This window comes from Shewanella sairae (assembly GCF_023283535.1).
GTDB lineage: Bacteria > Pseudomonadota > Gammaproteobacteria > Enterobacterales > Shewanellaceae > Shewanella > Shewanella sairae.
This window is the reverse complement of record NZ_JAKILT010000004.1, coordinates 1-19740: the sequence shown is the minus strand read 5'-3', so window position 1 is coordinate 19740 and position 19740 is coordinate 1. Positions and strand designations below refer to the sequence as shown.

The following is a 19740-nucleotide window of genomic DNA, read 5'->3' as shown; positions in this document are numbered from 1 at the left end:
TCCTTAGCGCCCAAGTCTGGGCGCTTTTTTTATTCTAATATTTTCACTATTATCAGGAGATAAGAATGTCTCGACACTCGCTCTTTAAGTTTGCCCTGATAGCCATATTTAGCCCGCTGCTAATAAGCGATGCGATGTGTAGCACCTATCAACTACCAACACAGCCATTACAAGACATCGTACAACAAAACAAAAAAGTGAGTACCCGCTTATCTCAAGATAAGCAATGGCTCGCTGTACTCACGCCACAAACACACGTATCCATTGCCAGCTTAGCCAAAGATGAACGTAAGCTTGCAGGTTTACGTGTATCGCCCGCCTTGTTGAGCCCTAGTCGCATAAAATACACCTATCAAAATATTGAGCTAATTGACCTGAGCTTAAACCAAGTCAACCCGCAATCTATCAACATCGACTTACCTAAAGGCATGTTAGCAGCCAAAGTCAGCTTCTCACCCGATAGTCGATTTTTAAGCTATATTGGACTGACTCAAAACAGCGCCGATATATACCTGTACGATCTAAAACAACAGCGTAGCCATAAGCTCAACCCTAAACCGCTTAATGCAACTTTAGGACTTAAATATACATGGCAGAATGACAGTAAAGGTCTCTATACCAACTTGGCGATATCCGCTAAGTCCAAACCTGCTCAACAACTTACTATTGCGCCAAATATTAGCGAAGCATACGGCCAAAAAGCGCCGCGTCGAACCTATCAAGATCTATTACAAAACCCTCAGGATGAAGCAGAGTTCTCAGCTTTAACGACGAGTCAGTTAAGCTTCATCGCCTTAGATGGCAGTGTCACTGCTATTGGGCAACCCGCAATTAATATTGGCTATAGTCTGTCGCCTGATGACCAATACATACTGGTGAAACGTATCGCCGCCCCCTTTTCCTATATGGTTAAATATTATGATTTTGCCCAACAAGTCATGCTATTTGAGCGTTCGGGTAAAAAGCTAACGACGTTAGCGCAACTAGAAAGCAGTGAGTACCGCCCGCCAGGTAGTGACTCGGTAAGAAAAGGCCCACGAATGATCCACTGGCGCAGCGACAAACCGAGCACGCTAGCCTTCGTAAAATCACTAGACAAAGGCGATAGCCGTGTTAAAGCAGAATTTCGAGATGAACTGCGGACTCTTTCGGCTCCCTTTAACCAGCCTGTCGCGTTAACTAAAACTCCTTGGCGTATAAAATCCGTGCAATGGGGTGAGCAAAATACTGCATTAATAACCGAACGCCATTCAGGCCAAAAACAGATGCGAGTCAGCCTGCTCGACACCTCTCCAACGAGCGATAAAACATTGTCGACTTGGTATCAAAAAGCGATTCGCGATACTTATCAAGATCCAGGAAAAGTGCACCGCACTGCAGCAACCCATAATCGCAAAAAACTGGGTAACGTTTTTCAAGTATATGATAACGCGCTTATCCACTATGGCTTAGGCGCATCAGCAACAGGTTATCGCCCATTTGTTAAGGCACAACCACTTGAAGCAGACTTAACCGCATTCGGTAGCAGTAGTACCTTGTGGCAATCTTCAACCACAGAGCTTGAAAACGTCAAATACATCACAAGTCTTGAGCCTCTAACGCTCATCATTAGCAGGCAATCGGCAGACACTCCAGCCCACTTGGTCAAGATCAATGTAGACTCAGGTAAAGAGCAAGTGCTGTATCAAAAGCAACTCTCATTAAAAGCCTACCAAGGCATGACAAGACAGTTAGTCAACTACACCCGTGATGACGGCTTACCCTTGTCGGGCATACTCTACTTACCTGCAGGTTATAGCAAACAGGACGGGCCACTACCGGTACTCATGTGGGCTTATCCTAGAGAGTATAAAAATGCCGAAGTCGCCAGCCAGGTTAACTACTCGGCTAATCAATATAGTCTTATAAGCAGTAAAGGTCCGGTGCCATTTGTTGCCAATGGTTTTGCTGTTTTCGATAAAGTTGCTATGCCCATTGTTGGTGAGGGCAAAGAAAAACCTAACGATAGCTTTAGACACCAGTTAGTCGCCAATGCCAGTGCGGCCATAGATACGTTAGTTGATATGGGCGTTGCAGATAGGGAGCGTGTTGCTATTGGTGGTCACTCCTATGGTGCTTTTATGGTGGCAAACCTGCTTGCTCACTCAGATCTTTTTGCTGCCGGTATTGCCCGTAGCGGTGCATACAACCGCACGTTAACCCCCTTCGGCTTTCAACATGAAAAGCGTAATTTCTGGGAGGCCCCCAGCCTTTACCAGCAAATATCCCCCTTTACCCATGCTGATAAAATTGATGAGCCTTTACTGCTCATGCATGGCGAAATGGACTCAAACTCCGGCACTTACCCAATGCAGTCAGCCCGGCTGTTTAAGGCGATACGCGGCTTGGGTGGCCAAGCACGTTTAGTTACTTTCCCTTATGAAAGTCACAGTTACAAAGCAAAAGAGTCAATTATGCACATGTTATGGGAGCAAGAAAGCTGGCTTGAACAATATCTGAAAAAGCCCGCGCTCGCACGGGGGAGTGATCCTCTAAAACCGAAACAAACAACTATGCCCGAAGTCACGTTTCACTAATTGCAGTTAAAGCCTAACCATTGCTAACACAGTGACAGACATGGCTAAGCAGTCTTGTCTGTCACTGCGAATAAAAAGGATAGTCAGAATATGGCGAATTTACTTTCAACAATACGATTGACCGCAATATGCTCGAGCCTCATAAGTACCGCCCTATACACAACGGTCGCAGCGGCGGATAACAAAGCCCCTTTTGTCCCCGTCATTGCCGCAGAGTATCTACCTAAAAATATAATCTACCTAATTGGTGACGGTATGGGCCCTGCCTACACTACAGCGTACCGCTATTACAGTGATAACCCACAAACCAACAGAGTTGAGAAAACTATCTTTGATCAACTATTGGTTGGAATGTCGAGCACTTACCCTGATGACGATACTTATGTCACTGATTCAGCTGCAGCCGCAACTGCACTCGCCACCAGCTATAAAACCTATAATGGCGCTATTGCCGTCGATCATCAACATGGCCCATTTCCAACCATGTTTGAGATCGCTAAAGCCCAAGGCAAAAACACCGCAGTTGTGGTGACTTCGCAAATTAATCACGCTACACCGGCAAGCTTTTTAGCTCACAATGAAAGCCGCCGTAACTACGACCAAATAGCAGATAGTTATTTAACTAACCTAATACAAAAACGCCCTGTTGCAGATCTAATGTTAGGTGGAGGTACGCAATATTTTGTGCGAGAAGATAGGAACTTAACCCAAGACTTCCAAGACTTGGGTTACCAATATATCAGCAAGTTAAGCGAGCTAAATAACCTTGATAGTTTACCCGCTCTTGGGCTATTTGCCCCTAAAGGGCTACCTTATGCCATAGAAAGCGACGATCCTTTGCGCCTAGCGACAATGACGACTAAAGCATTAGCGCTATTAAGCACTGACGATACACCGTTTATTATTATGATTGAGGGCAGCCAAATCGACTGGTGCGGTCATAGTAACGATATCACCTGTGCCATGACCGAAATGCACGACTTTGCCAAAACCCTAGAACTCGCCAAGCGTTATGTTGATGCCCACCCAGACACCTTATTAATCGCCACAGCAGATCATTCTACTGGTGGACTCACTCTTGGCCGAGATGGTACTTATCAATGGCAAGGTCAACTTTTGCATCAAGTGCATAGTTTACCCAGCAGCATTGCCAAACTGATTATTGAAAAACCAGAAGTACTAAACGACTTAAGCGCATTTCGCTCCTTTTTAAACCCGCATATCAATATCGATATAGAAGATAAAAAGCTCGATAGCTTACGTTGGAAACTCAATTCTCGCTTGTCGCAACATAAAGCCGAGAAACTGCTCACTGGCGATCTGAAACAAGCCATTGATAAATTAACCTATACCGGCTGGACAACCAGTGGTCATGACGCTATTGACGTTCCCGTATATGCCTATGGTAAAGGCGCGTTGTACTTCAGAGGACATAAAGACAATACCGAAATAGCAGCGACATTAATCCAAATGGTCCAGGATGAGCGTTACAAAGCCCTTACCTCATTAAACACTTTTCAAAAAGAAGATAATCAATCACTAAAATACTTATTGCCCTAACGATTGAAACAATCAGCTCATTAAATAGCCACTTATTTAGCAATTCATTGAATTTAGCATATATTTAGCTGAAGACTTAGATCGCTAAACATGAAGTAACAATGTCTTATTTTAAAATTGGCGCACTACAAAGGTGTTTCGCCAACTTAAAGCACAAGGAACTGTTATATGAATATGACGCAAAAAATGACTGCCGAGTTTATCGGTACACTTTGGCTGGTATTAGGTGGTTGTGGTAGTGCGGTGTTGGCTGCAGCTTTCCCTGAGGTTGGCATTGGCTTACTAGGAGTGGCTTTGGCATTTGGTTTGACGGTGCTGACAATGGCGTTTGCTATAGGGCATATTTCAGGCTGCCATCTCAACCCTGCGGTTTCAATCGGTTTGTGGGCCGGTGGTCGCTTCCCTGCATCTGAGTTACTGCCCTACATTATTGCTCAAGTCGCGGGGGGTATTGCTGGCGCCGGCATTTTATACCTAATCGCTTCCGGACAAGATGGCTTTAGCTTATCAGCAGGCTTTGCCTCTAATGGTTACGGCGAGCATTCGCCAGGTGGTTACAGCTTAACCGCCGCGCTTATTTGTGAAATAGTCATGACCCTGTTTTTCTTAATTATCATTCTTGGCGCAACAGACTCCCGCGCACCAAAAGGTTTTGCTCCTATCGCTATTGGCTTTGGTTTAACGCTTATCCACCTTATCAGTATTCCAGTAACCAATACATCGGTTAACCCCGCCCGCAGTACAGGCCCAGCATTGTTCGTTGGAGACTGGGCGACATCGCAATTGTGGTTATTTTGGGTCGCCCCCATCGTAGGTGCAATTATTGCCGGTGGCATTTATAAACTGTTTGACGCCAAAGAATAAGCTGTAATAAAAATAACAGAGCTGAATTAAGCTCTGTTTTCTTTTTCAATAGTCAGCTAGATGTTATTATCCGTCTCAATCGGCGCGCTTTCCTTGTTTCAAGGCTCGCCTCATTTAATATTAAGAGATGTAAACCATGAGCAACAAAAGCAAAAGCCTTAAGCAACTTACTGAAATGACGCCAGAAGCTCGCTACGACTACCTTGTAGAACAAGTGAAAGAACACCAAACACTTTGGTCACTACAAGATTTAGATGGTTGTGTAATGCTAACGACTGAAGAGGAAGATTGTATTCCTATGTGGCCGACTGAAGAAGCTGCAGCGTCTTGGGCCGTTGATGATTGGGCAGATTGCCAAACGTTATCAATTCCTGTTGACGAGTGGCTAGAGCGTTGGGTGCCTGGTATGCAAGATGACGACTTATTCGTTGCTGTTTTCCCAGTACAAGAAGATCTAGGTGTGGTTATTCCTCCTTATGAGCTAGAAGAGCGTCTAGCGCCTAAAAAGCGTCACTAATCATTAAGCACTTTGATGGCAAGCAACGTTAGCTTGCCATCTTGGTCTTTTTATCTGCTAATAAAACTATAAAGAGAATCAAAAAGTGGATAGTGAAAAACCTGTAGTTCCCGCTAAGTCTGAAGCTAGCAAAACCTCGCACGATACTAAAGCTACCAATAGCACCGCTAACCCCCAAGCTGAAAAAATCAACATGCCCAAGCGCCTTATCGCCTTGCTGGTATTTTTAGTGGTGATCTCTATCAGTGGCTTAATGGCCAAACAAGGCGTGCTATTTTGTATCTTAACCCTGTTTATGGTGCTCGCTATTATAGGCAAACAAAAAGCAGGCTTGATTATGCTAAGGGTGTATACCTCGCTGCAATTAGCCATAGCCAGTGCACTTCCTATAATGCTGCATGATCCAGACAACATGGTACCTTCAGAGCCATCTAGCTATGGTATTGGCAGCTTTAGCATGCAGTTGCCTGATTGGTTAGTGTTTGCTGTACTTATCATCTTGTCATTTGTACAAGTTTGGATTGCGTTTACGCCTAAAGTCAGCCGCTACTTCAGCAGAGCACTAAACCTGAATATTATGCGTTAAACATCGATTCCTGAGTTTGTTGCACAAAAAAGCCGTCATAAGACGGCTTTTTTAGTACAAGCTCTATAAAATCATTACTGATTACACAGAGAAACTAGCACCACAACCACATGTTGTTGTTGCGTTAGGATTTTTAACGAAGAAGCGCGAACCTTCAAGTCCAGATGTATAATCCACTTCACCGCCAACAAGGTACTGCAGGCTCATTGGATCAACGACCAACTGAACACCTTGCTTCTCAACAGTGAAATCGCCTTCGTTTACTTTCTCATCGAACGTAAAGCCATACTGGAAACCTGAGCAACCGCCACCTGTTACGTATACACGTAGCTTAAGTGCGTCGTTTTCTTCCTCTTCGAGCAAGGTTTTTACTTTTGAAGCCGCCGCATCAGTAAAGCGAATTGGCAAAGCATCGTCAGCTTGTTCAGTCATTACTACCTCTTACATCAGTTTGCTGTGCAGAATTATCTAATACCTGAGTGTTTTGTTCAAGTAATATGCCCTGCTCTTTTTCATCCACAAGTAAATCTTGTGCACTGTATTCCTGTTCAGTTTGTGAACCTTTAGTCCAGCGACTCGCTGGCACAATCACTTTTGCCTTCACTCTAGACAAGCTAAAGCCGTCAGGCAATGTAAATTCACCTTCTAAAATCTGAAAGTACCTAAATTGGAATTTAAATGAGTCTTCCGTTAAATCGCTTAGCTTTAAGCTAACGGTTTTTCCCTGTTGTAAACCTTCTAACGTTATTTCACTGCGACCCGACAAAGAGCGTTTACGTTTCTCTAATTGGGTAAGCACCAACTTTATACGATACTGGCGTGGTTCAATACTTGGGGTTAACTCCAATCCATTAATCGCCACACCATCTGCACTATTTTCTGGCGCCATCACACTGCGGTAGAAAGCCAACTCTCGCTCTAACTCTTTTTGCTTAGCGCTTTGCTCACCAAACATCAGCTGCATATTGTCATTGGCTTCTCGCTCGACTGCCAGCTCAATATTACGTGCAGCCAGAGTTTGCGCCTGTGTATGTAGCTGCTTTACATATTCTGCTGAGTTATCGATTTTTACTGCCGCTTTTGGCAAATAATGTAACTTGGCATAATCGTAACAGAGTGCGCCTAAAACAAAGGCAATAATAACTAAAAGCAATAAATAAACACTCGAAGGCCTAATTTGTCGTTCAACCACTTGCATGCGATCGATCCAACGATGATAATTTGGCATTAAGTAACAGCCCCTTAATAAAAATCTCACATTCGAAATTAATGTGATAAACACACATTTTGGAAGTCTCTGTGCATCAAACATTGGTAAAAAAACGAGCGCAATTTCAAAAGTATCTCAACACTGAACTTAAAGATACGCTGTCGCAATCTAAAGTCAGTGTTCAGTTATGCCTGCTCGCTTTACTATTTGCTTTGTTTGCATCTAGTGTCATTGTACTTTTTAAATTACTGCTCGCTTGGTGCGACACTTTCACCAAAACCCAAGCACTGAATTTTACGGATATCATTGATGACTGGCGAGTATTATTACCGCTTTTAGGTGCCTTTTTAATCTGGGGCGTCGCAAAACTGGGATCTCAGCGTTATAAACGCATGGGGATCGCCTATGTAATCCATCGCGTAAAATTACATTACGGCAAAATTCCGCTGCAGTCTGCACCGGGGCAGTTTTTTCAAGCATTGTTTGCTTTAGCGACTAATTTCTCTGTTGGCCGTGAAGGACCCGCGATTCATTTGGGCGCAGTAAGCGCCAGTGTGTTAGCTGAAAAATTTAAACTGCCAGACAACAGCGTTAGAGTGATGTGTGCCAGTGGTATTGCTGCGGGGATTGCTGCGATTTTTAACGCACCACTTGCGGCTGTGATCTTTGTGTTTGAAGTGGTTTTACGTGAATACAAAATCCACTATTTCTTCCCTATTATACTATCGGCTATTTGCGGAGCACTCACCAGCCAAATGGTATTTGGCGATGTTCACGAATTTGAGCAGATCGGCGCTGAAGTCATTCCCCTTAGCCAGTATCCTCTATTGGCTATATTTGGTGTGGTACTTGGCTGTATCGCTGCATTTTTTAATACTAGCTTATTGAAAATAACCGCAATGGGCCAAAAATGGCCCTTGATTAACCGCTTACTGCTAGCAGGGGCCATCACTACTCTTGTGGGCTTAGTCTTACCTCAAGCTATTGGCAGTGGCGAACTTGCCATTGCCGAAACGATTAACCAACACCCGAGTATCTTATTTTTATGTGCCATATTGGTAGGTAAAGTCATCGCAACAATTGCCGCCATAGGCTTAGGCATTCCTGGCGGATTAATCGGTCCACTTTATGGTATTGGGGCATTGCTAGGCACAATATTAGCCCTAGTCAGTGCACTTATGTTCCCAAGTATTGCGCCCTATATTGGTTTATATACCATTATCGGTATGACGGGCATGATGGGGGTGTGTTTAAGCGCTCCCTTAGCCGCCCTAGTCGCGCTGATTGAGCTCACCAATAACGCATCTATTATCCTGCCCTCGATGTTCGTGGTGATCCCTGCATTTCTTATTGCACACCAAGGGTTCCAAACAAAATCAATCTTCTTTAAACAATTAGAGATTATGGGGCTTGGCTATAAAGTGGCTCCGGTTAACCTTGGATTACAAAAAGTCGGTGTGCGCCATTTAATGGATAAGCGTTTTGTCATAGTAAATGACAATGATGAATTGCTGTTAGAGGTGCTAAAACGCGCAGAGGGGCGCTCGGTGCTAGTACGCAATACAGCGGGTGATGTGGAGATGCTTCAACTTGAACTGCAAGTGAGAGATGAAGATACCACACTTACCCGCCACCCAATAAAAGGACTAGCTGACACCTCAACACTTAACGAGGTGTATGCCATTTTAGCCAAAGAGCGCCGTGGTGAAGTGTATATCTACCAAGAAACCAGCAACAATATTGTTGGCGTCATAAACTGGATGTCACTACAAAAAGAGATCCGTTCAGGTCAGGTGTAATAACTTTTACACTCGCCATTTAATCGATTCAGAAGCGCCCATATATTTCAATTTAAGCCACATAGACAACAAAATAGTTACTCGTTGTTGAGTCTATATAAAGTCGACCAATATTAAGTACAGACAACAGCTATTCATTTTTAATCATCATATTTAACAAGCGACGTTAATCACCGCTATTGGATATCTATAGTGGTGTTACCTTTTAGGGAACTGCTAATTTTATCAACAAACTATGCCTTACCTAGCCATCAAGATGCCTCATAAACCCCAAGAAAAAACCTCTCATTAGCTCAAAATAACCTCGACACATGTTCAACAAAACAGCCAATAGCAAATACAAAACTGACGCACAATAAAACAGCAACAATCATAAAACAAAACCACATCGATAGTTCCTAAGCTATCACTTGCACTAAAAACCAACACAACGTCTAATTTTGCGGCATTTTCACAACTTTTTAGATTTTTTTACAGGCTTATCGTCACACTTTTAGGTAGTTTCACGAACTCAGGCGCTTTCATTTACTATAAAACGAAAACAAGTTCTCGATAGCGTTGGAAGGAAAACGTTGCAAGGTCGTAACTTGGCGCAGACGCCATGGAGTTATCTGCAAAAAGGGAAAGCGGGCTAAATTGAAGCCTCTTAACCTACTGTAAACAACTTAATCCCGATAAGGGCACGTAATGAGTGTATTAAAAAATAAAATAGCAGCGCTAATAGTGATATCTGCATCATTGGTTGGCTTCAGTAGCCAGGCAGTTGCAGAGGACTATCAGAGGTTGCTCAACATGTGTATCGCATGTCATGGAGTCGACGGTAGTAATGAATTCGATTCAATCCCTAATCTAAAGGGACAGAATGCAGCATACATGGTTGTACAACTAAAAAACTTTAAAGCCGACACACGCCAAGATAAGACAATGAGTAAAGTCGCCAAACTGTTAACCGAAAAACAGATGCAGGCAATGGCGGAATATTTCAATACGGGTAAGGAACAAGACTAATGGCTATCGATAGACGTAATTTTTTAAAGGGCGCTGCGGCGACCTCAGTAACAGCCATGCTGCCACTAAACTGGGCTTTTGCATCAAACCGCCCAGCCGGTATTGAGCCAATGGACGTATCTGCTGTTAAGTGGAAGAATGTTGAAGATTTACCAAGCCACTTCAAAGTATTGAACTCTAGCCCGCTTAACGCCTTCCCTCCTGAGCACTTACTTGCTCCAGTTAAGACGCCGGCCGATGTTGCCTTTATCCGTTGGAACGGACAAATGCCGGAGTTTGACAAGATTGATCCAGATACTTGGGAATTTACCGTTGACGGTGAGTCAATCGAAACCCCAAAGACCTACACCATTGCTGAACTTAAGAAAAAATTCAAAACCCACACTCAACAGTTAGTGCTCGAATGTGGCGGTAACAGCCGCGAAAACTTCTACCCAAATGCCAAGGGTAACCAGTGGAGTAACACTGCGGTATTCTGCGCAGAATGGACCGGTGTGTTGATCAAAGACGTACTGGCTGACTGCGGCGTGAAGAGTGACGCGGTTTACACTGCTCACTACGGTGCAGATAAGCATATCAGCGGTAAAGGCGCGGCGATTTCACGCGGTGTACCAATCGATGCTGCAATGAATGAAAACGGTATGATTGCCTGGGGCATGAACGGCGAAGATATTCCATACATGCACGGTTACCCGCTGCGTATCGTATTCGGTGGTCGTCCAGGCTCTGTCTCACAAAAATGTGCCACAGGTATGGGCGTTCGTGACCGCGTACACGATGGTAAGAAGATGGAAGCTCCTGCTTACCAAGTACCTAAATTCCCAGTTGCACCTGGTGAGAAAGTCGCAAATAAAGACTTTAAGATTATCGAAGAGATGATTGTTAAGTCGTTAATCACGTCGCCACAAACAGGTAGCGAAATGGCGTTGGGCAAAACGCTTTCAGTAAGTGGTCATGCATGGGCCGGTATGCGCGATGTAGCCAAAGTTGAAGTTAGTTACGACTACGGTACAACTTGGCAAAAGGCTTCACTCACTAAGCCTGTAAACCCAACAGCTTGGCAGCAGTGGAAAGTCGACCTTAAGTTGCCACAAGCTGGTTACTATGAGATTTGGGCACGCGCAACAGACACCAAGGGCGACTCTCAGCCAATGGTTCAACCACAATGGAACCCTAAAGGTTACTTATTTAACGGCTGTCACCGAGTGGCAGTAAGGGTCGTATAATGAGAAAGACTCTGTTTACGGCAAGCTTGCTTGCCTTAAGTTGCCTCTCTCCTGCTATGGCTGCTGATGCAGCCAAAAGCTACCCGGTGGACCCTGTTTCAGGGCTAATCATGGCGCCGGGTTGGGAGATGGTTAATTATCAATGTAATGCCTGTCATACCTCATTGATTATCCCACAGAACAAAGGTAACCGTGAAGTTTGGCGTGATACCATTCAATGGATGGTTGATACCCAAGGACTGTGGGACTTATCTGATACTTGGGATCCAGTACTTGATTACTTATCAACGTATTATGATGAAACCGGTATTGATATGAAGATCTTTAGACGTAAGCCTTTGGATAGCGAGCAAATGCCGCCAATGCCGCCAATGCCAACACCAGGTGAGGAAGGTTAAGATGCCAAATAGTTTAATTAAACAAGTCTTAGCAGTCAGCTTGATCTGGGCAACATCTGTTAGCGTAAGTATTGCCAATGCAGACACGTCTTTTAAAGACACATTAGCTGTACAAGGGTTAAAGCTTGAGGCTAGCGCACTAAACTATCAGGCTGATGCTAGCAAAGGTGAAGCGCTGGCTAACCAGCGTTGTATCGCTTGTCATGGTGATGCCATGCTAGGCATGATGAAAACTTACCCTAATATTAAAGGCCAAAAAGCTGCTTACCTATTCAAGCAGTTGGTTGACTTTAAGCGTGGTGACCGCAGCGACCCACTGATGCAGGCACAAGCTGGTATGTTATCTGAGACAGAAATGAAAGATGTAGCTTACTACTACTCTACTCAGACAGCATCAGACTTAAGCAAGTAGTTTTTAGAAATATAACCATTCTAAAACGCTATCGCTTGCAAATAAGCTAGACACAAAAAGCTCAAATGCTATTGGCGTTTGAGCTTTTTTACGTTTTTGTGTACAACGAAATTAATCACAATTCACTTAGAGCATCGCCCTCGAAAGCATATCTGTCCAAGTTCGACTAAATTTAAGCTAGCCCATTTAAACAATAGGACGGTTCATGCTTAAAAAGCCGCAGACTCTGATCGCTTTACTTGCCCTGTGTATCGCACTGGTTTTATATGCCGCTAATTCGCAATTTAACCCTGACAGTGCTGGCGCACGGGTAGCACTAACAGTGCCGCCGAAAACAACACCGGAAATAGGCAATGCAACGAACAAGGCAAACGATAAAGAAAAGCAAGCAACCGTTGCCGCCGATCTCGCCACACCAAAAGGCTCAGCTGCAACCCAAACCAGTTTTGTTAAAGTTTCTGACCAACGCCCAACTAAAACCCCCAAAGATATCCGCGTTAACTCGCTTGATGAGCTAATGGCGCTGTTTGACTCGCTAAACTACAACACCCAAAGCTGGCGAGAAGGCAACAGAGAAGTCCCTCGCCTCACCTTTGAATCGGTAAGCGAACGCTGGCAAAAGACCTCAAATCAAATACCGGTACAGCAAAAAAAGATGGTGTTCTTCCGCTTACTTGCACCGCTTATCTTGGTCGCCAATGAGAATATTTTACTAGAACGCAAACTGATTGCCCAAGCGCCGCTAGATGATGTTGTACTGCAAAAAATTGCCCATAAATACAAAATCACCAAAGACGACAATACCGCGCTAACAGAGCTACAACGCCAAGCACTATTAGAAGAAGTTGATATCATGCCGCCATCATTGGTACTGGCTCAGGCGGCAGAAGAAAGTGGCTGGGCAACATCGCGCTTTACGGTTGAGGGCAATGCATTTTTTGGTCAGTGGGACTTTAGCGGCAAAGGCATGATCCCCAAACAACAACGCAAAGAGCTAGGCAACTACGGTTTAGCCCGTTTTGACACGCCGCTGGCATCAGTTGAAGGCTATATGCTTAACCTTAATACCAATAACGCCTATAAAAAACTCAGAGAGTTACGCGCAAAGCTGCGCGCAGAAAATAAGCCCATTACAGGAATGGAACTCGCTGGCACATTAGATAAATACTCAGAACGCGGTCAAGCCTATATTGATGGCATACGGCAGATGATTAGCTATAACAAGCTAGATCAAGTCGATGAAGCTTATTTAAGTGATGCAGCGCCGCTGCATTTAATCCCTAGACCCGATTAAGTAACAGTAGCACCTGATACAAGGTATTTAATTAAACAGTTAAATACCTTACTTTTTATTACTTGCAAACTAGTATTATTGGGGGCAAAACCCTGCACAGACAGCAACAAATGTAACCAAATAGATAATAAAGACTTAACAAAACCTTAATTACAACATACCTTTTACATCCATAGAGATCTATCTCACACTTCAAAAGTTCTGCAGTACAATGTTTGCACTTAGCATGGACATCACTTATCTCCACCTTTACCCTGAAAAACACTAATCATTATCATTTACATTTGTGGGTAGACACGCTAGGAACCAATTTCCAATGGATGGAAACATAAAACATAACAGTGTTTCCACTTAAACGGGATCTTTCATGCAGTTTAAGAACTCCATTATTGCGCTATCAATCGCAACCGCTATTGCTCCAAACCTAGTTGTCGCACAAGACAGCGATATCGAAGTCATCACAGTCACTGCAAGTCGAATGGATAAACCGGTCAGCGCGATACCGAACACGGTAACGATTATCGACCAAGAGCAGTTAAATGAACAACTTAGAACCACTCAGGACCTCTCAACTATTATCGGTAATCTGGCGCCAAGCTTTTCGCCTAGCCGCCAGAAAATGAGTAATACAGGCGAAACTCTCCGCGGCCGTACTCCGCTTATCATGATTGATGGTGTACCACAATCTAACCCACTACGCAGTGGTGGCCGTTCAGGGCAAACCATAGATCCTGCCATGATTGAACGTATTGAGATCATACACGGCGCCAATGCGATGCATGGCCTTGGTGCTCAAGGCGGCATTATCAACTACATAACTAAAAAGCCAAGCGGAGACAACGAACATCACGTCAACTTTGATGTCACTGTTCCAAATAATTTAGACTCTGATGGTATTAGCTTTGGCACCAGCTATAGCTTCTCGGGTGAATCTGACAGCTTAGATATGATAGGTGCCGTCAGCTATCGCAATAACGGTGTTTATTACGATGCTAACGACGAAATAATTGGTGTCGATACCACTCAAGGTGAGTCTATGGATAGCCAGAGCATGGACTTTTTTATCAAGCTTGGGCACAACTTTGATAACTCGCGTCTTGAACTCATGGTTAACCATTACAATATGGAAAATAACGGCGACTACATGGCCGTAAAAGGTGACAAAGAAAACGACATACCAACTGGAGCAATCAAACAAGAGCAGCCTTGGGATGCAGCAAACAACCAAGTTACGACGACCAGTTTGACTTATACCCATGAAGATATTGCTGGCCAACAGCTAAACTTACAGTTTTTTAATCAAAACTTTGAAGCCGTCTATGGTGGCGGTTGTTGGTCTGACTTTTATGACCCAAGCATGGAAGGCAGTGATCAAGTTACCCTATGTGGAACCGGCACTAACGGTGAATCTCTTTACTATGAGCAATCACGAAACAAGTCTGTAAAATGGGGCATGAAGGCCTCTCTGATGGCAAACAATATCGCTGATTCTGGCGTTAGTATTGCCTATGGTTTAGATCTGTTTCGCGACACGACTGAGCAAGATATGGTGATGAGCGGCGTATCTTGGGTACCGGAAAGCACCTATGACAATATCGCACCATTTGCGCAACTAGATTATGATCTCATTGAAAACCTAACCCTTTCTGGTGGTGTGCGTTATGAGTATGCCAAGCTTAATGTCGATGACTACAAGACCATGTATGGTTACGGGAACAAATATGTTGAAGGCGGTAGCCCCGATTTCAATGAAACACTCTTTAATATTGGTGCGTCTTACAAAATAACCCCTGCTCTGCGGGTTTATACTAGCTTTAATCAAGGCTTTGGTATGCCAGATGTAGGACGAGTCCTGCGCGATGGCGATAACTTCCAAGGGCCGAATCCAAGCATTGAAGATACCCTCGCACTCGATCCTATTGTTACTGACAACATTGAATTTGGCGCAGACTATCAAGGAGAGTATTTTACCTCTAAGATAGCTTATTACCGCTCATCAAGTGACTATGGTGCACGTATGGTCGACAAAGGAGATGGTAGCGGTTCATTTGTAATTAAACGTGAGAAAAGCTTAATTGAAGGAATAGAAGCCAGCGTAACAGCCTATATTGGTGATAATGATGATGTTGGAGTCAACCTTGCCATTCAAAATGGTGAATACGACTCCAATGGTGACCAAAGTGTAGATACAGATCTCGACGGCGCCAATATCTCTCCAAATCGTATTAACCTATTCTGGAACCACAATTTCGACAACGATATTTCGACTCGTATTCAAGCTAATTTCTATATGGATAAAGACTTTAAAGACGAGAATAACAATGTGTACGCTAACTTTGATGGTTACACCACAGTTGATGCATCAATTGCCATTCCGGTATACAGCGGCACATTAAGTATCGGAATACAAAATCTGTTAAATGAGGACTATTACACTTATTACTCGCAGACCGTAGGCAAAGATACCCGCTACTTTAAAGGCATGGGGCGCACGGCAACTGTCGGCTTTAGTCTACCGTTTTAATAGCAGACTATCTTTTTAGCCCAAAAGCAAAATAAGAAAAAAGCCGTTGGCGTAACACGCTAACGGCTTTTTCTTTACTGAGACAGTTTAGTATTACGCTTTGCTTTTTCGCAAATAAGGCAAAACAAGTAGCACCACACCCACGACTAAGAAAGGAATACTCAGTAGCTGACCAGCACTGAATGTCCATGCATCGGCGTACACTGCTTGCTTGACCTTCACCATCTCAATTAAGAAACGCGCACTAAAGACTAGCACTAGGAATAATCCAAAAATCGCGCCGTGCTTTTGCTTCATATCAGTCAACTTATAGATGGCCCACAACAAGGCAAAAATCGATAAGTAAGCAATGGCTTCATACAGCTGCGCAGGGTGACGCGGCAGCATATCGACACGCTCAAACACAATCGCCCAAGGCACAGTACTTGGTAGCCCTAAAATCTCTGAGTTAACAAAGTTAGCCATACGCACAAAGAAGCCAAATATTGCCGTGGCAATCGCTAAACGATCCAGTAAGAACAAGAAAGGCAACTTAACCTGACGCTGATAATAGTACAGGGCTAAAATTGCGCCTAAACCACCGCCATGACTGGCAAGACCGCCTTCCCAGATAGCTAAAATTTTCAGAGGATGACTCAAGTAATACGCTGGGTCATAAAACAAACAATGGGCTAAACGCGCGCCAACGATAATGCCCACCACACAATACATCAGTAGATTATCTAGCGACTCTACCGGTAGGTTTTCTTTAATATAAATGCGTTTCATCACCTGAAAGCCTGACGCTATCGCCAGTGCAAACAAAATGCCGTACCAATGTACCGTGAGCCCCATTACACTTATCGCGATAGGGTCAATATTCCAAATAAAATGGTCCAAACTAAGCCTTCCAAATATATTGTTGTGCATCGAAAATGTGATAACTCATGCGCATTTTTACGCTTCAACAAGCTGTTTGGCAAGGTTTTCGCTAGATTTGCCGCAACAGAATGTTTCAAGCCATCGAGATAAGTCAAAAATCTACATAATTTAATCCATTGTTCTGTACTTGTTATATTTAACTGCCCATTAGATTCTGCTATAGTGCCGCCTCAGCCACCCTACATAAATTTGGGCTATAGCGTCGCTATACCGCCCCTCAGAAATTGGAAATATAGGCTGATGACTCAGTTTCAAGGTTCGCACATTCTGTCGGTAAACCAACTTGATTTGGAAGCCGTTGAAAAAGTTTTCTCCGTTGCTACTCGCATGACTCCCTATGCTTTAAGACAAAAACGTACCACTGTTTTAGACGGTGCAGTTTTAGGCAACCTATTTTTCGAACCGAGTACCCGTACTCGCGTCAGCTTTGCTAGTGCCTTTAACCTACTTGGCGGTCGCGTTAACGAAACCGTTGGCATGGCATCATCGTCATTATCAAAAGGCGAATCGCTTTACGATACTGCCCGCGTGCTTTCTAGCTACTCAGATGTCATTGCTATGCGTCACCCAGACTCTTTCTCGGTGAGTGAATTTGCTAAAGGCAGCCGCGTACCGGTGATTAATGGTGGCGACGGTGCTAACGAGCATCCTACTCAAGCACTTTTAGACCTGTTTACCATTCAAAAAGAACTGGCAGCTGGCGGTCGTGATATAAGCGGCATGAACATCGCCATGGTCGGTGATTTGAAATTTGGCCGTACAGTCCACTCTCTTTCGCGTCTGTTATGCATGTATAAAGATGTCAGCTTCACACTCGTATCACCAAAAGAGCTAGCAATGCCTGACTCTGTGATCAGTGACATTGAAAATGCTGGCCATAAGATCACAATAACAGATCAACTTGAAGGCAATTTAGATCGCGCTGATATACTCTATTTAACGCGTATTCAAGAAGAACGCTTCCCTTCTCAAGAAGAAGCGAACAAATACCGTGGTAAGTTCCGCTTAAACCAAAGTATTTATACACAGCATTGCAAGTCAAACACTGTGATCATGCACCCGCTGCCACGCGATTCGCGTGAGCAAGCAAACGAATTGGACAATGATCTTAACGACCATCCAAATTTGGCTATCTTTAGACAGGCTGATAATGGCTTGTTGATCCGCATGGCACTGTTTGCACTAACGTTAGGCGTTGATGCTCAACTTGAGCAGTATGAACGCCCTGTTAATTGGTATTCTCGAAAAGCTGATTTTTAAATCGGCTACAAATTTAAGGATTAAAAATGACTCGTTCTGACGAACTATTTGAACAAGCTAAAAAGACCATCCCAGGTGGCGTAAACTCTCCAGTACGTGCATTTTCTGGTGTAGGTGGCTCACCACGCTTTATCGAAAAAGCTGATGGCGCTTATATTTTTGACGCAGATGGCAAAAAATATATCGACTACGTAGGTTCTTGGGGCCCAATGATTTTAGGCCACAATCACCCTAAAATTCGCGAAGCGGTATTAAAAGCGGTTGAAAATGGTCTATCTTTTGGCGCGCCAACTGAACTTGAAGTCACTATGGCTGAAAAAGTTATCGAAATGGTTCCTTCAATGGAACAAGTTCGTATGGTGAGTTCTGGTACTGAAGCGACAATGAGTGCTATTCGTCTAGCGCGTGGTTTCACTAACCGTGACAAAATTCTTAAGTTTGAAGGCTGCTACCACGGCCACGCTGACTGCTTACTTGTTAAAGCAGGTTCTGGTGCGCTAACACTTGGCCAGCCAAGCTCTCCAGGTATTCCTGAAGATTTTGCAAAGCACACGCTAACAGCAACTTACAACGACCTTGACTCTGTTAAGGCTATCTTCGAGCAATACCCAGAAGCTATCTCTTGTATCATCATCGAGCCTGTTGCAGGCAACATGAACTGTATTCCGCCAATCGACGGTTTCTTACAAGGTCTACGTGCTATCTGTGATCAGTATGGCGCACTGATGATTATCGACGAAGTAATGACAGGTTTCCGCGTATCTAAGAGCGGCGCACAAGGTCACTACGGCGTAACACCCGATCTAACAACGCTAGGTAAAGTTATCGGTGGCGGTATGCCAGTCGGTGCTTTCGGTGGTCGTAAAGATGTCATGCAGTTTATCGCACCAACAGGCCCAGTTTACCAAGCTGGTACACTGTCTGGTAACCCAATTGCGATGTCTGCTGGTCTTGCACAGATGGAAGCGCTTTGTGAAGAAGGCGTTTACGAGCAACTAGCGGCTAAGACTGAGTATATTGCTGAAGGCTTTAAAGCTGCGGCTAATAAGCACGGCATTCCAATGGCAATCAACTACGTTGGTGGCATGTTCGGTTTCTTCTTCACTGACGAAGAAACTGTAACTAACTTCGCTCAAGTGACTAAGTGTGATACTGCACTATTTGCTGAGTTCTACCACCTAATGCTAGATGAGGGTGTTTACCTTGCTCCTAGCGCTTATGAAGCAGGTTTCTTATCACTTGCTCACGGTGAAGAAGAGCTTGAAGCGACACTAGCAGCTGCTGATCGCGTATTTGCTAAGCTTGCTAAGGCTTAATTAGGTTAAGGCTGATAGCCTAAAACCTAATAGCTAAAAACATCAAAGGAACACTTATTAGTGTTCCTTTTTTATATCTGTAACGCCCGTCAATGCAAAAGGGATGCGCTCGTCTAACTTCCCTTCCCTCTTCATCTTCAACGCTTTCCTCGCTGCCGCAGGGAAATAGGTGGAATACTATTGTGGCTTAATAAACCTGTACACCGATATGAGGTAAACTCTCCTTAATATAGAACGGTGTAAAAGTAATGAAGACTCAACCAACTTAT

The 19740-nt window shown here is 44.0% G+C and carries 17 protein-coding genes; 14 read left to right on the top strand and 3 right to left on the bottom strand.

The annotated features are described in order from the left end of the window. The first annotated feature begins 65 nt into the window (after positions 1 to 65). The 5 genes from L2748_RS02350 (at position 66) to L2748_RS02330 (ending at position 6103) form a co-directional block, all read left to right on the top strand. Entirely contained in the window at positions 66 to 2576 is a 2511-nt protein-coding gene (locus L2748_RS02350) for an alpha/beta hydrolase family protein (protein ID WP_220779495.1), read from the top strand. Positions 2577 to 2666: 90 nt separating this feature from the next. After that, positions 2667 to 4136 carry an alkaline phosphatase gene (locus L2748_RS02345; protein ID WP_220779493.1) on the top strand — a complete coding sequence of 490 codons (1470 nt, stop codon included), beginning with the start codon at positions 2667 to 2669 and terminating at the stop codon, positions 4134 to 4136. Positions 4137 to 4304: 168 nt separating this feature from the next. Next, positions 4305 to 5000 carry an aquaporin Z gene (gene aqpZ / locus L2748_RS02340; protein WP_220779491.1) on the top strand — a complete coding sequence of 232 codons (696 nt, stop codon included), beginning with the start codon at positions 4305 to 4307 and terminating at the stop codon, positions 4998 to 5000. 136 nt (positions 5001 to 5136) lie between these two features. Beyond that, the gene (locus tag L2748_RS02335) at positions 5137 to 5517 is read left to right on the top strand and encodes a DUF2750 domain-containing protein (RefSeq protein WP_012154247.1); all 381 of its coding nucleotides are present in this window, start codon (positions 5137 to 5139) and stop codon (positions 5515 to 5517) included. Positions 5518 to 5602: 85 nt separating this feature from the next. Continuing rightward, positions 5603 to 6103, top strand: coding sequence for a hypothetical protein (locus L2748_RS02330; protein WP_308444239.1), 501 nt, complete (start codon positions 5603 to 5605; stop codon positions 6101 to 6103). Positions 6104 to 6184: 81 nt separating this feature from the next. Here the strand turns inward: L2748_RS02330 and erpA are convergent, their stop codons facing one another. Together erpA and L2748_RS02320 are read right to left on the bottom strand one after the other, a co-directional pair. Next, positions 6185 to 6535: an iron-sulfur cluster insertion protein ErpA gene (gene erpA / locus L2748_RS02325; RefSeq protein ID WP_220779489.1), complete on the bottom strand. Its 351-nt coding sequence runs from the start codon at positions 6533 to 6535 to the stop codon at positions 6185 to 6187. Beyond that, the gene (locus L2748_RS02320; protein ID WP_220779488.1) at positions 6528 to 7331 is read right to left on the bottom strand and encodes a DUF6776 family protein; all 804 of its coding nucleotides are present in this window, start codon (positions 7329 to 7331) and stop codon (positions 6528 to 6530) included. Before L2748_RS02320 ends, erpA begins: the two co-directional genes overlap by 8 nt. Before the next feature lie 59 nt (positions 7332 to 7390). On the opposite strand from L2748_RS02320, the gene L2748_RS02315 reads away from it, so the two are divergent. The 7 genes from L2748_RS02315 to L2748_RS02285 all read left to right on the top strand — a co-directional run bounded on the left by L2748_RS02315 (position 7391) and on the right by L2748_RS02285 (position 15974). Beyond that, positions 7391 to 9112, top strand: coding sequence for a chloride channel protein (locus L2748_RS02315; protein ID WP_220779483.1), 1722 nt, complete (start codon positions 7391 to 7393; stop codon positions 9110 to 9112). Positions 9113 to 9799: 687 nt separating this feature from the next. After that, positions 9800 to 10120 (top strand): c-type cytochrome, encoded by a 321-nt coding sequence (locus tag L2748_RS02310; RefSeq protein ID WP_220779482.1) that lies wholly within the window; start codon positions 9800 to 9802, stop codon positions 10118 to 10120. Then, the gene (locus L2748_RS02305; RefSeq protein WP_220779474.1) at positions 10120 to 11346 is read left to right on the top strand and encodes a molybdopterin-dependent oxidoreductase; all 1227 of its coding nucleotides are present in this window, start codon (positions 10120 to 10122) and stop codon (positions 11344 to 11346) included. The genes L2748_RS02310 and L2748_RS02305 overlap by 1 nt, the downstream gene beginning before the upstream one ends. After that, positions 11346 to 11744 carry a cytochrome C gene (locus tag L2748_RS02300; RefSeq protein WP_220779472.1) on the top strand — a complete coding sequence of 133 codons (399 nt, stop codon included), beginning with the start codon at positions 11346 to 11348 and terminating at the stop codon, positions 11742 to 11744. Before L2748_RS02305 ends, L2748_RS02300 begins: the two co-directional genes overlap by 1 nt. A gap of 1 nt (position 11745) precedes the next feature. Next, complete coding sequence (locus L2748_RS02295) at positions 11746 to 12156, top strand: c-type cytochrome (protein ID WP_220779470.1); 411 nt, start codon at positions 11746 to 11748, stop codon at positions 12154 to 12156. 205 nt (positions 12157 to 12361) lie between these two features. After that, the gene (locus L2748_RS02290; RefSeq protein WP_220779468.1) at positions 12362 to 13450 is read left to right on the top strand and encodes a glucosaminidase domain-containing protein; all 1089 of its coding nucleotides are present in this window, start codon (positions 12362 to 12364) and stop codon (positions 13448 to 13450) included. Between the two features lie 367 nt (positions 13451 to 13817). Next, a complete protein-coding gene (locus L2748_RS02285; RefSeq protein ID WP_220779466.1) occupies positions 13818 to 15974 on the top strand; it encodes a TonB-dependent receptor in 2157 nt (718 codons plus the stop codon). A 93-nt stretch (positions 15975 to 16067) separates the two neighbouring features. Here the strand turns inward: L2748_RS02285 and lgt are convergent, their stop codons facing one another. Then, positions 16068 to 16883 carry a prolipoprotein diacylglyceryl transferase gene (gene lgt, locus L2748_RS02280; RefSeq protein WP_373317178.1) on the bottom strand — a complete coding sequence of 272 codons (816 nt, stop codon included), beginning with the start codon at positions 16881 to 16883 and terminating at the stop codon, positions 16068 to 16070. Positions 16884 to 17135: 252 nt separating this feature from the next. Here lgt and L2748_RS02275 point away from each other — a divergent pair, with 252 nt between their 5' ends. Together L2748_RS02275 and hemL are read left to right on the top strand one after the other, a co-directional pair. Next, the gene (locus L2748_RS02275) at positions 17136 to 18155 is read left to right on the top strand and encodes an aspartate carbamoyltransferase (protein WP_220779457.1); all 1020 of its coding nucleotides are present in this window, start codon (positions 17136 to 17138) and stop codon (positions 18153 to 18155) included. Between the two features lie 26 nt (positions 18156 to 18181). Next, positions 18182 to 19471: a glutamate-1-semialdehyde 2,1-aminomutase gene (hemL, locus tag L2748_RS02270; RefSeq protein ID WP_220779455.1), complete on the top strand. Its 1290-nt coding sequence runs from the start codon at positions 18182 to 18184 to the stop codon at positions 19469 to 19471. Positions 19472 to 19740: the final 269 nt, after the last annotated feature.

Excerpts from the sequence above, each read along its gene's own strand:
- L2748_RS02350 (WP_220779495.1), top strand. The coding sequence starts at position 66 with ATGTCTCGACACTCGCTCTTTAAGTTTGCCCTGATAGCCATATTTAGC.
- L2748_RS02345 (WP_220779493.1), top strand. The coding sequence starts at position 2,667 with ATGGCGAATTTACTTTCAACAATACGATTGACCGCAATATGCTCGAGC.
- aqpZ (WP_220779491.1), top strand. The coding sequence starts at position 4,305 with ATGAATATGACGCAAAAAATGACTGCCGAGTTTATCGGTACACTTTGG.
- L2748_RS02335 (WP_012154247.1), top strand. The coding sequence starts at position 5,137 with ATGAGCAACAAAAGCAAAAGCCTTAAGCAACTTACTGAAATGACGCCA.
- erpA (WP_220779489.1), bottom strand. The coding sequence starts at position 6,535 with ATGACTGAACAAGCTGACGATGCTTTGCCAATTCGCTTTACTGATGCG.
- L2748_RS02320 (WP_220779488.1), bottom strand. The coding sequence starts at position 7,331 with ATGCCAAATTATCATCGTTGGATCGATCGCATGCAAGTGGTTGAACGA.
- L2748_RS02310 (WP_220779482.1), top strand. The coding sequence starts at position 9,800 with ATGAGTGTATTAAAAAATAAAATAGCAGCGCTAATAGTGATATCTGCA.
- L2748_RS02305 (WP_220779474.1), top strand. The coding sequence starts at position 10,120 with ATGGCTATCGATAGACGTAATTTTTTAAAGGGCGCTGCGGCGACCTCA.
- L2748_RS02300 (WP_220779472.1), top strand. The coding sequence starts at position 11,346 with ATGAGAAAGACTCTGTTTACGGCAAGCTTGCTTGCCTTAAGTTGCCTC.
- L2748_RS02295 (WP_220779470.1), top strand. The coding sequence starts at position 11,746 with ATGCCAAATAGTTTAATTAAACAAGTCTTAGCAGTCAGCTTGATCTGG.
- L2748_RS02290 (WP_220779468.1), top strand. The coding sequence starts at position 12,362 with ATGCTTAAAAAGCCGCAGACTCTGATCGCTTTACTTGCCCTGTGTATC.
- L2748_RS02285 (WP_220779466.1), top strand. The coding sequence starts at position 13,818 with ATGCAGTTTAAGAACTCCATTATTGCGCTATCAATCGCAACCGCTATT.
- lgt (WP_373317178.1), bottom strand. The coding sequence starts at position 16,883 with ATGCACAACAATATATTTGGAAGGCTTAGTTTGGACCATTTTATTTGG.
- L2748_RS02275 (WP_220779457.1), top strand. The coding sequence starts at position 17,136 with ATGACTCAGTTTCAAGGTTCGCACATTCTGTCGGTAAACCAACTTGAT.
- hemL (WP_220779455.1), top strand. The coding sequence starts at position 18,182 with ATGACTCGTTCTGACGAACTATTTGAACAAGCTAAAAAGACCATCCCA.